This window comes from Deltaproteobacteria bacterium, assembly GCA_019308905.1.
Lineage (GTDB): Bacteria > Desulfobacterota > BSN033 > WVXP01 > WVXP01 > JAFDHF01.
Map to the genome: position 1 here is coordinate 43,325 of JAFDHF010000003.1, position 14,858 is coordinate 58,182.

Consider the following 14,858-nt stretch of genomic DNA (forward strand, 5'->3'; position numbering starts at 1 on the left):
GAGACTCATGACTGACCCATTGGTCCTCATTTCAGGCCTGGCCTTGGCCTGCATCGGCTACAACTCCCTCTGGTATGCCCGCTTCAGGGATTCCCTTGAGGACACTGATTTTGGGTATGCCAGCTACCACGGGTGCAAGGCCGGGAAGGAGGGGAATCGCAGAGTCCTCTCAGAGGCCGGAGACTTTCCGTCTTTCAAGACGATCCTGTACTACTTCTTCTATTGGTCATATGGGCTTTCCAGGTCACCGGTTCGGGCTCCGCGGATTCTCTTCTGCATCGTCGATACCTTCGGCGTGATCTTCTTCTCCCTGGCTCTCTATCTGCTCTCCCGTTCACCATCTCAGACGATCATGGGCACATTGGTTTTCTGTGTCCTCTCTTCGGCCCCGCAACTCGGAGGGTTGTATCTCCAATCCGAGTTCTGGGCCCTCACGTTTACCTCCGCCGCCCTTGCCCTCATTTTGTCGAACAATCCCTTCTCCGCCTTTGCCGGGGGAATGTGTCTCGCCGTAAATCCTCTCTCTGTGAAGCCCGTCTATCTCGTGGAATCCATGGTTCTTATCTCCTTGGCGCCGGGAGATCTCAAAGCACCTGTGGGAACTGGTTTTGTTGCTTGTGCCTGTCTCATCCTATTGCTATACGGGAAGGACGGTTTCCTGGGATGGATTCCCTTCCATCTCAAGGACCGGGGGATGCTCAAGTATTTCTTGAAGTTCAACAGAAGGGGCTCAGGCAGGAGGAGGATCCGGAACCTGATCGTATTTTTCCCTGTCTTTTTCACGGTCTTTCCACCACTGATCGCCCCTGCGTTGTCGAACCCGCAGGCCTTACCGACAAGGCTCTGGGCTTTGGCTGTTGCAGAAGGGCTTATCGTGGTGGTGCAGTTTCGGTTTTTCAGGTATCACTTCGTCACGCTTCTCCCCGGTTGGGTCTTGCTGTTTGCATGCGCCCCCTTTTCGGTTCTTCACCTCCCCGGGTTCATCCCCGTGGCGTACACCCTATCTTTCCTTTTCTTCAAGAGCAGGGAAGGCCTCGACCGGCGCCTGAACGGTGTGATAGTCCACTACCACACGAGGAACTGTGCCGCGCGGCCTATTGCCGAATGGATCAGGGAGAACACGAGCCCCCGGGATCGCATACTGGTTGTTGGGAGTACTTTTCAGATATACGTGCATAGCGAGAGGCTCTCTATGTATCCACGGCTGTTTTTCACACCTGAAGTTACTTACAGCAACCCACAGTCAATACGGCTCATGGAGAAGACGTTGGCCGGAGCGCCTCCAAAGGCGATCGTCCTCGATCAGAACTGTCTGAACTGGAAGATGGTCGAGTATCTTACAGGGTCGCGCTACAGATTCGCAAAGGGTTTCCGATGGAACTCTGAATTTTTCCCCATATACATGAAGGCAGAAAGCGTCGATCGAAAGGCCCCGGAAAACAGAGAACTCTTCATAGAGTGCCTCCATGTAACCGAGAAACGCCTTTTGTGGAATCCGATGCCGCGACCCGGAGGTATCGATCCCAACCCCACGGCTTTCTGTGAGAGCACGTGATGTCATCGGTATCCATACTCATCGGTATCGTAACAGTACAATCCCTGGTGCGGATCGTGTATTCTCTCAGGCTCTTCTTCGAGGCTGACTACTGTATGAATTCCCAATACGACGTGGTCCTTCAAAGTGGGGGCAAGCCAGGGCGGGATTTCGAAATCTGCTGGGGGGCAAAAATCGTATCGTACTTTGGATGCCGGTTGGCGAGGCGCCTGCTCCCCTTCGGTATATATGCACCACGCATCGCCCTCGTGTTTGTTCAGGTCTTGACAACCGTCGTCGTGTTTATCCTCACCCTTCACGTTTCAAATTCCCATGTCGGTGCGGTGAGTGCAGCAGCCATATACGCTGTGGTTTCGTCTCTGATCCACACCGGGACATACGTCTGTAGTCCCGAGAACTTCGATGTAATGGCCTTGGCGGTTCTCGCCTCGTGCCTTGTCTTTCCATCGGTCGCGACGGCGGCACTGGCAGGTCTGGTGCTTGCCCTCATGATTTCGTGGTCAAAGATGGTCGACGCCTTCCATGCGGGTCCTGTGTTCTTTTTATACTGGATCAACGGTCGCAGGGGCCTGTCCTTCGTTTTTCTGGGATCGCTGGCTGTCTTCCTTGCAGCCTCGGTCGTCCATTACAGGATGAGTCCTTACTATCAGCCCCTCTCAGGGATCCTTAGGAAGGCGTATCGCTATGCTACCCGGACACAGGACAGATCGAAGAAGAAGCTGTTCCACATCAGTCTGACAGGAGCCGAAAGGCTTCTCTGGAGGGGGCTGCTCAGGGAGATCCCGGTCGTTCTGTTCGCCCTTGCGCTCGGCCCCTTGTTCCTCTACCAGTCAGCTTCGGGCAGGGCTGTGGCGTTGCTCGCCTGGAGCGCGGTTTTTGTGATGGTCCTTCAAAACAAGCTCTGGCCGGTCCACTTCTATCCCGTGCTCTCCCTGGCCTCCGTGCTGGGCGGCTTCCTTGTGGGGGTTCCACCCCTTTGGTATGCCGTTGTCTTTCTTTTCGGAGTTTCGGTGTATCACTTCCTGAAGCCGCTATCCATACCCGGACACTTGCTTTCAAAGTATTTCTGGCGTGAAGGGACCGGCGCCCTCCATTACCTCGATGAGGAAGCCAGCATAGAGGCGGCGGAGTGGATAAGAAGAGACTCTCCCGAGGTGAAGCGGGTTCTCTGCTGGGGGATGCAGACACAACTATATACGCTCTTGGAGATTATGGGACCAAGACCGATCCAGCATTTCAATCGAGAAACATTGACCATTCCTTCAAGGAGGGAAGAGCTCCTGAGGTGGTTCACCGAATCTCCACCGGAGTATGTATTCTTCTCCGACCCGTATTTCAGGTACTTTCCGATCCCGATTCTGGAAGGGCTCGCCGGAAAGGAATACCAGAGAGTGGCGATTCTGGGAGAAGGCTGTTTTCCCCTTTACCGGCTGACCGAAAAACCGGTCGAACAATGGAAGAGACAGGTTGCGGAGTCTGTTGGATTCGACCCGGAAAAGGTCGACTTCGTTGATCCCTTCTGCAGCAGACAGGCGATCAAAGCCGGGTTCCTCGAAGAAACCCTCGGCAGAATGAAGGGAGCCGGGATACGTTCGGTATATCTCTACGGTCGGTGTGATCAGGAGAGGATCGCGGAGGAGGCGGCCAAGAGGGGTATCGATATCATCGGCGTCGTTGAAACGGAGCCTTCAAGGGGATCCGGGGTGTTCTCTCCAAGAGAGGTTGCCTGGCCGGTGGGTGAAGAAACAGGATTTCTGATCACGGCAAGGAGTTACAATTCCATATCCCAGATCAGAGAGCTGGTAACCGAAAGGCAGCCCGGCGCGAAAATCTTCACGGTTGTGGACGAGTCTCCACTGGTAGACTGGCTCTCCGAGGAATCCAGGGAGAAACCCCTGACGGTCTACGCCCTGGGGGACAGGGGCCGGTATGTCCTGAATCTCTGCCTTTGCCGGGGTATCCGGACCGTTGGGTTCTTCGACGAAGCGGAGAAGGTCTTTCACGGAAGGGGCAACGGTCAGGCCCGGTTCGAAGAATTGAGAGCTCTTCCACTGGATCAGGTCATTCACGGGGAGGGTACCATACTCCTTGGAGGAGCTCCATCCACAAACGTCGCGATCTACTTTTCTCTTATCGCAAAAGGGGTGGTGGAATCGAGACTCAAGGATTTTGGAGCGATCTTCGGGCGGTGCTGTCTTCCGGGGAATTCGAGCGAGGTGAGGGTAGGGCGTTTAGATCCGGAGCGGCGGTCAAAAGATCTCTTGCCCGGGGCCGGTGAGTTCGCATCCCCCCTCTGCCCCTGAGAGACCATTGCTCAGGCGCACCGTGTTGTTTTCGAACATCCATTACATAGTTCTGCGGGTGCTGAGAAGATTCGTCTTCCGCGGACGTCTTCTGTCCGTTTTCGAGAGGAACCTGCCGTACTACAGGACGAATTTCAACGAGATTTCACCCTCTACAGTAGCTGAGAAGTATTCGAAGTACTGTTCCGTTGTGGACATGAGCCCCAGAGGTAAGAACGTCCTTGAGATTGGAATCGGTGTTACAAACAGTTGTGGTTACGAAATAGTAGCGCAAGGGGCGCGCCGGTGTTGGGGTTATGAACCGTTTGAGAAGTTCAACGCGGAGCGGGACAGGGCTAGGCTCGACGACGCGGTGCAAAGACACGTGCGAGATTACGACTTCTTTCGTCACAGGTTCACCAGAATCGACACTCTGGCCGACCTCGAGGAAGGCTCGATAGAGCTGGTTCTTTCACACAATGTCCTGGAACACGTTACTGCACTTTCAGAGCTGGTGGACGAACTGGAGAGGCTGCTGACGAGGGACGGGTGCATGATTCATATAGTCGACTACCGTGACCATTTCTTTGAGTACCCTTATCATTTCCTGCAGTTTTCAGACAAGACGTGGAACAGGTTCTTGAACCCCGGCCACTTGCCCAGGTACCGGCTGGACGATCACGTCGAGGCTTTCAGGAGCAAGGGGTTCACGGTTGAGATCCTGGAGACGTCGACCGACAATGGGGAGTTTGCGAAGGTTCGCGAAAGAATCAGCCAGAAGTTCAAGGAATACAGCGAGAGGTCGTTGGCAGTGACAACGGCCGTATTGGCAGTCAGTCGCTCGAAGAACCGGCGGATCCCGGAATATCCGGGATGTGACTTTTGACTCTGGTGGTACGGGATGTCCGGTTGGAGTGTCGAGCAAGTCGTTTCGGGATGAATGCGTAATGGTCCAGGAAGTCGTTCTCAGGAGCCTTATGCGAAAGGCAATCATGCCTTTCGGGAAATACGACGGGAAAAAGGTCTTCAACTTCACCCTCAATGTTTTGGAACGCTTCATGCGGAGGAGAAGGCTCGTGTCTTTTCCGATAGGGATCGATCTGATCAGCACGACCAGGTGTAATCTCAAATGTTTCTATTGCAAGAAGTACGACTGGGGAGGGAAACAGGATTTCACGAGGGACGACTTCGAGTTTGTTGCAAAGACGTTTTTTCCGAGACTGTTGTATGTGAAGTTTGGATCTGCAGGTGAAGCGCTGGTCAACAGGGATCTGGGTTTTATGCTCGAGAAATGTCGTGAGTATGGCGTCTCCGTGGTAATGAATTCGAACGGCTCCCTCCTCGATGAGGAAAAAATCGAGATGCTCTTCGAGCAGGACGTGAAGATCTTCGGGATATCACTCGACGGGGCCACAAGGGAGACGGCAGAGGGGATTCGAAGGGGCCTCGATTTTGAGCTATTGATCGAAAAGATCAGAATGATCAGAGACTTGAAGGAACGGTACGGGCGGAAGTACCCGATCTTGACGGTCAACTTCGCCGTGATGAGACGGAATATCACGGAACTCCCGTCGTTTGTCGGCCTCATGTCGGACCTGGGAGTATCTGCCGTCCGTGTGATGTTCCTCTACGTCCACGAGTTCATGGATCCTGGGGAATCCCTGTTCCTGCATCGGGAGCTGGTGGAGAAGTATTTTGCCTTGGCCGGGAAAAGTGCGAGGGCCTCCGGCATCAGGCTGCTCTTGCCCCCTGGGTTGGAGGGAAGAAACGGGGACAGGATGTGCTTTTTCCCCTATCACGAGATAGGACTGAGTCCTGACGGGTCGGTCGCCTTTTGCTGTAATGCATGGGGTGAAGAGAAGATGGGGAATGTTTTCAAGCAGGATTTCATGAGTGAAATCTGGAACTCCGGGAGATACCAGGAGTTGAGGCGGCGGGTGAACAGTTCCAGGCCGATGCATACCCTCTGCCGAGAGTGCTCGGCCCTGGACAGAGGGGTCGGTGGGATCTCGAGGCATTTTGCCCGAGAGCACCACACCCGTGTAAGGGAGATGATTTTATCCCAATACGGGCGGCCTGTTTGATACAGGACATGCGCCCTTTTGGGGCCGGTGGAGGCGGTCCCTGGCCATGAAAGTCGTACTCATCAATCCTCCCCAGGTATTTTCGAAGTCACAGGTTGCAGCCGGTGTCATCCCCCCCTTGGGTCTGCTCTACCTAGCCGCTGCTTTGAGGCAGTCAGGGCATGTGCCCCTGATAATCGATTCTGTTGTCGAGGCCGCAACAAATATCTACAGGATCAGCGGCAGTATTGCCTGCAGGGGGCTTGAGATCGACGAGATCGTCGCCCGTATACCGAAAGATACGGGTTTGGTGGGGGTAAGCAATCTCTTTTCTTTCGCCTTCCCGGTCGTGAAGAGGCTTACAGAGCAGATCAAGAGGGTCCGCCCGGATGTGGGAATCGCCGTGGGCGGCGCCCACCCATCGGCCTTGCCCTTGGAGACCGTGTCCGAGAAGTCGATCGACTTTGTGGTCATAAGCGAAGGCGAGGAAACACTCACCAAACTCCTAAACAATCTGGGAGACCATGAAGCTTACAGGGGGATAGATGGGTTGGCCTACAAGGGCAGGGAGGGAATTCCCTGCGTCAATCAGAAGGCCGAGTTTATCGAGGATCTAGATGGTCTTCCCTTCCCTGCGAGGGACCTGGTTCCCCTAGAGAAGTACTATGAGATAGGCGAGGCCCATGGTCCGACCCAGGGCAGGAGGTGGACGCCGATTCTCTCGTCAAGGGGCTGCCCGTACCAGTGTACCTTCTGTACCCCGAGGCTGTGGGGAAGAAGATACCGCGTTAGATCGGCCGAGAACGTGCTGGCCGAGATAGAGGAGTGCCAGAGGGAGTACGGAATAAGGGAGTTTCATTTCGAGGACGAGAACCTGACGATAGACAAGAGAAGACTCATGGAGATTTGCAATGGGATCATCGAACGAGGCCTGGAGATAAGATGGCAGACTCCCAACGGAATAAGAGCATCTGTTACCGATGTGGAAATGCTCGATCTGATGAAGGAGTCGGGGTGCTGTCACGTCACCGTGGCTCCTGAATCAGGCTCCGAAAGGGTTCTCAACGAAATAATAAGAAAGCGGCAGGACCTCGCAAAGGTGACGCGCCTTGTCAGGCATGCCCACCGGAGGGGCCTAAAGACCGCAGCCTATTTTATCATGGGCCTACCCGGTGAGACCAGGAAGGACGTGGAGATGTCGATCGATTATGCCTGCCGCCTGGCAAAGGCAGGACTGGACGAGGTCGTTTTCTCGAATTTTGTTGCTCTTCCGGGTTCGGAACTTTTCGACAGGCTTCTAAAGGAGGGAAGATTCCACGGGGATTGGTCGAGACTCGTGGCCATGGGTGATATTTCGACTGCAGAATCCTGGTCCGAGGGAATCACCTCCAGAGAGCTCAAGGCGCTGAGAAGGAAGGCCTATCTGAAGTTCCACTTGGTCAAAGCCTTTTGGTACCCACTGAAGGCCATGAGATCGGTTCTGAACGTTCTGAGAAAAAGGGAAGAGCTCAAGACAGAGAGGGTGTTGATAACCTTTATCAAGAGGATCGGCTTGAGAACGGGTTGAATTAGGTGGTCGAATCCCGATTCTGAGGGTTTGCGGGTTCAGCGTGTTGCCGGCTCGACAGAGGGTCGGCCGGTTTGACAACCAATCTGCCGCCGGCACTCGGTTCAGAAGGAGGACATAGCTGATGAACGAAATCAAGGACGGCAACCCGAGCTTTCTTCTGATCGGGCACTACCGGTGCGGCACCTCTCTGCTGAGGCACGTGATCAACCGCCACTCCAGACTGCTACTGACGACGGAGGCTCATTGGCTCCCCCAGGTGTTTCAGGCCGGGGCGGTCTTCCAGAAATTCTTCGAGGTTAACCCCGTTGAGTTTGAACTGAACGAGTTGCCCCTGCAGAGAACTTCCCGCTGGTATCATGGGATTCGTGCATTGCACTCGGCTCTTTTCGAAGAACATCGGGACAAGATATGGGGCATGACAGTAATCGGCCACGGAAACGCCGCATACGCCGATTATCTGTTTACCCTGTATGGGGAAGCCAAGTACGTCCTGGCGATTCGTGATCCGAGGGATATTTACCTTTCATATCTTCGAACCAATATCGGGGGGGAATACGGTGCGTATACGTTGAAGACCTTCTTGAACCATCTCAATATGAACGGCTTGCCGTACCTTGTAGTTCGATATGAGGACATGGTCATTGACCCGAGGAGACAGATAGAGAGGCTGTGCTGTTTTCTCGGGGTGGACTATGAACCGGGTATGCTGGAGCCACTGACTCGCAGACTGTCCGGGAACTTGACGCCGGCCCTCCAAAGGGCCGCTTTGAACGAGGAGTATCCGGTGGGAAATCGGGCACTGGTCGAAAGGTGGAAGTCCCAATTGACCGACGAGGCACTCCTGAGACTGAACGATCAGGTGGATGCCATCGATCAGTTGGGATACCCGGTCGTCAGGGCCGAGGGTGCCGGGTTGCGCCACAGCATCAGAGACGAGGTCTCGGGGACCTTGATCGGCATGAAGGACTCCCTTACCAAAAGGGATTGTTTCTCGGGTGCCCTTCCTGAAAGGGTCGACATTCTTTCGGCAGGGGCGTTCGGGATCCGATTTCAGAACCGGCCTGGCAACGGCACGGCAAGAATCAGAATCGATGGTTTCGGAGAACTCGCTGAGAGCATGGAGTCGCCCCTGCTTTACTACCATGCCGTCTACGGATCTCCTTTACCCTTCCATCCTGTCTATGGGGAGTCTTTTCCCACTGAGAGGAAGTGGAAGTATCTGTTGAAACAGAACAAGAGGAGGCTCCTGCTCTTTTCCGCCGGAGGTGCGACCAGGGCGTTTTTATCAGGGCAAACGATCCCGACCTCGGAATTCGAGATCGTAGGCGTGATCGACAATCACAAAAGGGGATTCATGGACCATGGGGGCAAGCGGTACAGGATCTACCCGCTCAAGAAGGCACTGGAAGTCGACCACGATGCGATTCTCATCACCTCTCCCACCTTCCGTCATGAGATAAAGGAGTGTTTGGTCAAATGCGGGCTCAGGGAGAACAGGGATTTCTACTGCTTTTTCCCAAGCCGGTGTGCGGGGAGTGGAAAGTTCGAATGAAGACGTGTTTCCCTGTTCCCGTCGGAATGCACCACGAAAATCGAACACTATAGAGGTGGAATCATGATCAGCGTAGTCATACCTGTTTACAATGAAGAGAAGAACATCGATCTACTGTACGATCGGCTCTCCTCTGTTCTGTCTCAGCTAAAGTATGACTGGGAGATCATCTTTGTGAACGACGGGAGTGAAGATAATTCTCTCGAGATACTGAAAAGGTACGCAAGCCAGGACAGAAGAGTAAAAATCATAAGTCTCAGCAGGAATTTCGGCCATCAGGTCGCACTGAGCGCAGGAATGCGGGAGGCAAGGGGTGTCGTGTGTGTCACCATGGATTGTGATCTCCAGGATCCTCCTGAGCTGATTCCAGCCATGATAAGAAAATACGAAGAAGGGAACAATATTGTCTATGCGAGGAGAACGAACAGATCCGACGGTTTCCTGAAGAAGCTGACCGCAAGGGTCTATTACAAGATATTGGATTTGATCTCCGAGGTCCGCGTCCCCCAAAACGTCGGGGACTTCAGGTTGGTCGACAGGAAGGTTTTGACGGTCCTGAACAACCTGCCGGAGAAATGCAGGTACCTTAGAGGTATGGTCAGTTGGGTCGGATTCAAGCAGGCCTTTGTGGAATTCGACAGGCCCAACAGATGCAATGGGAAGACCAGTTACACCTGGATAAGGATGCTTGAACTCGCTGCAGCCGGTATTCTGAGCTCCTCGCTCCTGCCACTAAAGTTGGGGATGTACATTGGAATGCTCTCGATGATTGTGGGTTTTGGGTTTCTCATATACATGATCGGAGACACTCTTGTATTCAACACCGTGTACCCTCTGTACAGGTGGCTCATGGTAGTCGTCTTTGTCTTCTTCGGGCTCAGTTTTATTCTCATTTGGATAATGGCGGAATATATAGGAAGGATCTACAAGGAAGAAACTGGAAGGCCGCTTTACATCATCGACGAGAAGACAAATCTTGAAACTCAAGTCAGTGAAGATAATCAATTGTACAGTCCCGTATGTGATTGCTCCTGGGTGGAGATGGGTGAACGGACGTTGAACGGCGACCGTGTCGATTACGGATCTGACCCTCTTGCGGCCGGGCCTGATGGAGAGAGTCTCGAAGTCGCTCACTCATTGCAGTAAATATGCCGAAGCGACGGATATGGAGAAGAACATACTGATCATCAACAACGAATTTCCGCCGATCGGAGGGGGTGCCGGAAATGCCTCTTTCTACCTTGCCAAAAATCTCTCGAAACTCGGGCATAGAGTCAGGGTTGTAACTGCGGGGTTCCGTGACCTCCCTCCCAGGGAGGAGGAGGGCGGAGTCACAATCAACCGTGTGAAATGCAGCAGAAGGAAACGGTTTGAGTCGGGGCTTTGGGAACTTCTGTCATATGCTGGAAGCGCCGTGAGATTCATATCCCGGGAATTGAAGGCCGGCGGAGAAAGGTATGATATCTCGATATGCTTCCACACCCTTCCAGCAGGGATGGTGAGTTATGCCTTGCTAAGAAACTCGAATGTACCGTACATAGTCATGCTGCGAGGGGGGGACGTGCCGGGTTTTCTTCCCGAGAGGTTCAGATACTACCACATGGTTTCCATGCCGGTGATCAAGGCTGTGTGGAAGAACGCACGGCACGTGGTGGCGAACTCGAAAGGACTGGGGGAGCTGGCTGGAAGAACGGCATGCAGGATCGGCCGGGAGGTCCTGGTCATAGAGAACGGCGTCGATCTTTCCTCATTTCAAGCCCGAAGCAGACACCGGTTCGATGGAACCCTGAGAATGCTCTTTGTGGGCCGGTTGGAGAAACAGAAGGGCATTCCCTATCTGATAGAGGCCGTGTCTCTGCTCGCAGTGGAAGACCGCGAAAGGGTCAGAGTCGATCTGATCGGAGAAGGACCCGAAAGGGCGGTTTTGGAAGAGATGATAGAGGAGAGAGGGCTCCGCAATTTCAGGTTCCTGGGGTATTTCCCTCATGACAGAATCAGCACGCGATTCGGGGAGGCGGATCTGTTCGTCCTCCCATCCCTTTACGAAGGAATGCCGAATGCCCTTCTCGAGGCGATGGCAGGAGGGCTTCCTGCATTGGTAACGGATATCATGGGCAACAATGAATTGGTTGAGAATGAAATAAACGGTTTTCTGGTCCCCCCTGCTGATCCGTGGGCGCTGAGGGCTGCCATAATGAGATTCCTGGAACGCCCCGAGTTGCTCTCAGAATTCCGAGAAAACACCCTGTGCAGGGTACGGAAATTCGATTGGATGAAGGCGACACAAGAGTTGAACAACCTGATAATGAGCTAGTGCCCGTCCGGAAAGCCCCTGTTCACGTCCGATCAGTTCAGAAAAAAGACTCGAGTCTCTGGGATTTCCTCGAACCACCCGACAGTCAAGAATCAAACCCGAACGGCCGCCTGTCAGATAGACCTTATGACCGTAACACGGCTCACGTCCCCCTTTTTCGATGATGCCGGTATGATCTTCAAAAAACGAAACCACCTTCTCAGAGGCTGCAACCTTCTCCCCCCGAATCACCCGACGCTCGGTCTGATCGATCACTCGCCCGAAGATCATCAGCTCCCGCTCCAGCTTCTCCATCAATACCCGAGCCCGGCAAAACTCTCCTACATCATCGCTCTGAAAATGATCCAATGCCGATATGGCCTCTGTAGTATAACCCACAACCCGACGAGCCACCCCGAGAAGCTCTCGGTAAGCCTTCTGGCGAACTTTGCTGCTCCTGCTGTTGACAATGGCCATGACTCGCCTGTTTGCCACCCGTCGGTGGTCCGAAAACCGATACCCAGGCACAGGCCGAAGCCGTTTTCCCTCAATCAAAAGCCGAGTGATAAGCCGGATGCCATCCTCCAGAAGCCTGGAGTCCGTAGGATAATGGATATTGCTCTCAATGGCCGTGGAGTCGAGCCGAACCGTACGACCCTTCTTGAACCCTTAAACCACAGCGTATCGGATGAGCAGCCTGTTGACCGCCTCCCGGGTACCGGGCCTAAGTTGCTTGATGTTTTATTGAAGGGTCGATACCCCAGCCGCTGCCCCATCCCAAGCCGACAAGAGGCCCGAAAGGACTGAGAATCCTCCAGATGAAAGGCCAGCTCCTCATAGCTCAAATTGCGATACTGCTTCAATATGGTACATCGAAGGACCTGCTCGGCCGTCATCCCCTCACGCCCCGTGTCAGGACGCTTGGCCCGAACCATATCCCGATAAACAAGATCATAGATGCCTGGATTGTCATCGAGAACTCTCGAAATGGCCTCCAGTTCTCGGGCGACCTGGTTGCGCGGCATGGTGTGGAAAATACTCAGTTGAGAAATCCGTTTTTCACGCATCTTTATCCCCACAGAATAGAGATTTGTCTAACTATTTCAAGACCTTATTGTGAGGATGATACACCGAATAACATGAAAATACAACACAAAAATGACCACATATTCAATTAAATCAATCAATTAGAGTTTCCGGATGGAGTCTATCTACCTGCAATCATGATCTTTCCAAAGGACAAGACGGCCGCTCCCGGGATACACCCGACCGATTCCGGGGATTTTGTCTCCCGTGCCTGTGGAGATCCCGCAGATGTATACGTGGCCGAAGACTCTGATGGCCTGTTCATGGGGGACCTGATGACCAAAACCGGAGATCCTTTCTATGAAGGATCGAGCATCTTGAAGGTTTCATACTGGTACAAGAAGTCTTTGGTGGTTCCCCGCTTCAACCTCGTCCTCTTGGAGAAGAAGATCCGGTTCCACTTGGTGGACATCTCTTCCGCGTGGAAGAAGGTAGAAGAGCAATCGGATAGGGTGGTAACGTCGATTCTTTCTACGTTTGACTTCTTTGAGAGGTCTCCCGATGCAATGGAGGATTTTGGCCGGCTCCTTGGCGACTACTACAGCAGAAAGGGTGTCGAGCTGGATAAGATGGGTCGCTCCGAAGAGGCAAAGGCGGCGATGCTTACCTCGATCTCCTGTTTCCTGAATCAGGCCGACGTGCATCGGAATCTCGCGGTGATTCTCGCCCGGCAGGGCGAGCTGGAAAGAGCCGTCCGCTACATCCGTGGTGCTTTACAAATCGATCCACGAAAAGAGGAGTACTGGTCTCTTCTGATCGCACTGTTGAACAGATGCGGGCTCGACTCGGAAGGGATCGACTGGATGAGGAAGATGGAGGGGGTGATCCCGCCTGATCCGGGATTGCTCAGAGCCCTTGGGGCATTGGGGTTGACCTATCACCAGGAAGATATGATCGCCATTGTGCTCGGCTTGATCGAGAAGATTGAGCCAGAGGATGCCATGATAGGTCCCTTGAAATCAGCCCTGGAAGGCGATCTGAGTGAGGCGGTCAGGCAATATGAGGCACTGCCCACGAAACCGGGCAGCAGGAGCATCCCCCGGGATCTCTCAACGGCAGGGTGTGAAAGGCCCTTTTCCAACCAAGAGATGCTGAAAACGTTGAGATGTCTCCTTCCGGAGGGGAGACGGCGAATCGCGCTCTACACGGCAGGAGGAGCTACCAGATCTCTCTTGGAAAGGACCTCCTTTGCCGGCTTCGAGATTGTTTGCATCATCGACAGGGACCGTTCCGGAGGCACACTTAACGGCTATCCGATTGTGACACTCAGCACGGCGCTGGAACAAGGAGTGGACTATATCATCGTCTCCAGCCCTGCTTTCTATAGCGAAATCAAGCCGAAACTACAGGCAAGGGGCCTTAGAGAATTCAACGATTTCAGCCCCCTCCCGCCCCACTCTTCTTGAAGGCGGGCATAGGTCTCGAGAAGCCGGATCAGAGGAGAATCGAATCATGCCTTCGTTTATTTGCGATTTCTTGAAGGAGATCGTCGTCTTGTCCGACGGTGGTGTGACAACCTGCTGCATGGATCCCCTGGGAATGAACCGTTTCGGCAGCATTTACAGGGACAGCTTTGAAGATATCCAGGCAAGATATATGAGCGTCCGCCGGAGAATAACGAAAGATGTTCTCCTTATGCCCCGATGTTCCAGGTGCTTCAATAAGATCAAGGAACAAGGCTTTCCCGAGACGGGGACTTACAAGGTCGATCCGGATTCAGCAGAAATCAGGAGGTTTATCGACAGAGGAAGGGACGATGTATTTCAGCTCGTGATCGAGCTTTCTTCCAAATGCAACCTCAAGTGTAATGGCTGCATGCAGAGCCGGGTGAATTTTGAAGAATACAGGGCCGATCCTTTCCTCGACGTCGACTATCTGCAGTCATGGGTGGGCCGATACTGGGGCGAAGTCAAGAAGATACGCCTCTACAATTACGGTGAGACTTTCATGCACCCGGGGGCACTGGGATTCTGCTCTTTTGTCAAGAAACACGGTCCTGACACCGTGGTTGAGATTGCGACCAACGGAATGCTGCTGGATACGCACGAAAAGAGAAGGGAAATCGTCTTGTCCGGGGTCGACGATATCGTCTTTTCGATTCACGGAAGCAGCCAAGAGATCATACAGAAGTATATGACCAGGAAGTTCTCTTTTGAAAAGGTTCTGGATACCTTGAAGGACCTTGCAGCGATCAAGCATGAGCTCGGCTTCTCGAAGCCGAGATTGTTCTGGAAGTATCTCCTCTTTGAATGGAACGACTCGGACGAGGAGATAACGAGGGCTAGAACCTTATCCAGGGAAATCGGGCTTGAGGGCGTGATCTTCGGCCTGGTGGGATTTCCGGCCCCTTCAAGACGTTTTACACGACACAGCGAAGAGTGGAAACGCCTCGTGAGGGAATCCCAGGCTCTTTGAGACTAGGTGGCGATTCTCTCAGTTCTTTGTGAAAGGGTAGGT

At 53.5% G+C, this 14,858-nt stretch carries 11 protein-coding genes; 10 read left to right on the plus strand and 1 reads right to left on the minus strand.

Features of this window, described 5'->3' with window-relative positions:
- Nucleotides 1-7: 7 nt before the first annotated feature.
- The 8 genes from JRJ26_01980 (at nt 8) to JRJ26_02015 (ending at nt 11,336) form a co-directional block, all read left to right on the plus strand.
- On the plus strand, nt 8-1,555 hold the full coding sequence (locus JRJ26_01980) for a hypothetical protein (GenBank protein MBW2056244.1): 1,548 nt from the start codon (nt 8-10) through the stop codon (nt 1,553-1,555).
- Nucleotides 1,555-3,858, plus strand: a complete 2,304-nt coding sequence (locus JRJ26_01985; protein MBW2056245.1) for a hypothetical protein — start codon at nt 1,555-1,557, stop codon at nt 3,856-3,858. Before JRJ26_01980 ends, JRJ26_01985 begins: the two co-directional genes overlap by 1 nt.
- A gap of 7 nt (nt 3,859-3,865) precedes the next feature.
- Entirely contained in the window at nt 3,866-4,723 is an 858-nt protein-coding gene (locus tag JRJ26_01990; GenBank protein MBW2056246.1) for a methyltransferase domain-containing protein, read from the plus strand.
- Nucleotides 4,724-4,784: 61 nt separating this feature from the next.
- Complete coding sequence (locus JRJ26_01995) at nt 4,785-5,921, plus strand: radical SAM protein (GenBank protein ID MBW2056247.1); 1,137 nt, start codon at nt 4,785-4,787, stop codon at nt 5,919-5,921.
- Nucleotides 5,922-5,967: 46 nt separating this feature from the next.
- Nucleotides 5,968-7,467: a radical SAM protein gene (locus JRJ26_02000; protein ID MBW2056248.1), complete on the plus strand. Its 1,500-nt coding sequence runs from the start codon at nt 5,968-5,970 to the stop codon at nt 7,465-7,467.
- Between the two features lie 124 nt (nt 7,468-7,591).
- Nucleotides 7,592-9,022, plus strand: a complete 1,431-nt coding sequence (locus JRJ26_02005; GenBank protein MBW2056249.1) for a sulfotransferase — start codon at nt 7,592-7,594, stop codon at nt 9,020-9,022.
- A 63-nt stretch (nt 9,023-9,085) separates the two neighbouring features.
- On the plus strand, nt 9,086-10,168 hold the full coding sequence (locus JRJ26_02010) for a glycosyltransferase family 2 protein (GenBank protein ID MBW2056250.1): 1,083 nt from the start codon (nt 9,086-9,088) through the stop codon (nt 10,166-10,168).
- Between the two features lie 19 nt (nt 10,169-10,187).
- Complete coding sequence (locus JRJ26_02015) at nt 10,188-11,336, plus strand: glycosyltransferase family 4 protein (GenBank protein ID MBW2056251.1); 1,149 nt, start codon at nt 10,188-10,190, stop codon at nt 11,334-11,336.
- Between the two features lie 530 nt (nt 11,337-11,866).
- Here the strand turns inward: JRJ26_02015 and JRJ26_02020 are convergent.
- Nucleotides 11,867-12,382: a transposase gene (locus tag JRJ26_02020; GenBank protein MBW2056252.1), complete on the minus strand. Its 516-nt coding sequence runs from the start codon at nt 12,380-12,382 to the stop codon at nt 11,867-11,869.
- Nucleotides 12,383-12,676: 294 nt separating this feature from the next.
- On the opposite strand from JRJ26_02020, the gene JRJ26_02025 reads away from it, so the two are divergent.
- Nucleotides 12,677-13,807: a hypothetical protein gene (locus tag JRJ26_02025; GenBank protein ID MBW2056253.1), complete on the plus strand. Its 1,131-nt coding sequence runs from the start codon at nt 12,677-12,679 to the stop codon at nt 13,805-13,807.
- Nucleotides 13,808-13,853: 46 nt separating this feature from the next.
- Nucleotides 13,854-14,816, plus strand: a complete 963-nt coding sequence (locus JRJ26_02030) for a radical SAM protein (GenBank protein ID MBW2056254.1) — start codon at nt 13,854-13,856, stop codon at nt 14,814-14,816.
- Nucleotides 14,817-14,858 lie beyond the last annotated feature (42 nt).

Bases quoted from the DNA above. Each gene is read 5' to 3' on its own strand.
- JRJ26_01980 (MBW2056244.1), top strand. From the start codon at position 8: ATGACTGACCCATTGGTCCTCATTTCAGGCCTGGCCTTGGCCTGCATC.
- JRJ26_01985 (MBW2056245.1), top strand. From the start codon at position 1,555: ATGTCATCGGTATCCATACTCATCGGTATCGTAACAGTACAATCCCTG.
- JRJ26_01995 (MBW2056247.1), top strand. From the start codon at position 4,785: ATGGTCCAGGAAGTCGTTCTCAGGAGCCTTATGCGAAAGGCAATCATG.
- JRJ26_02000 (MBW2056248.1), top strand. From the start codon at position 5,968: ATGAAAGTCGTACTCATCAATCCTCCCCAGGTATTTTCGAAGTCACAG.
- JRJ26_02005 (MBW2056249.1), top strand. From the start codon at position 7,592: ATGAACGAAATCAAGGACGGCAACCCGAGCTTTCTTCTGATCGGGCAC.
- JRJ26_02010 (MBW2056250.1), top strand. From the start codon at position 9,086: ATGATCAGCGTAGTCATACCTGTTTACAATGAAGAGAAGAACATCGAT.
- JRJ26_02015 (MBW2056251.1), top strand. From the start codon at position 10,188: ATGGAGAAGAACATACTGATCATCAACAACGAATTTCCGCCGATCGGA.
- JRJ26_02020 (MBW2056252.1), bottom strand. From the start codon at position 12,382: ATGCGTGAAAAACGGATTTCTCAACTGAGTATTTTCCACACCATGCCG.
- JRJ26_02025 (MBW2056253.1), top strand. From the start codon at position 12,677: ATGACCAAAACCGGAGATCCTTTCTATGAAGGATCGAGCATCTTGAAG.
- JRJ26_02030 (MBW2056254.1), top strand. From the start codon at position 13,854: ATGCCTTCGTTTATTTGCGATTTCTTGAAGGAGATCGTCGTCTTGTCC.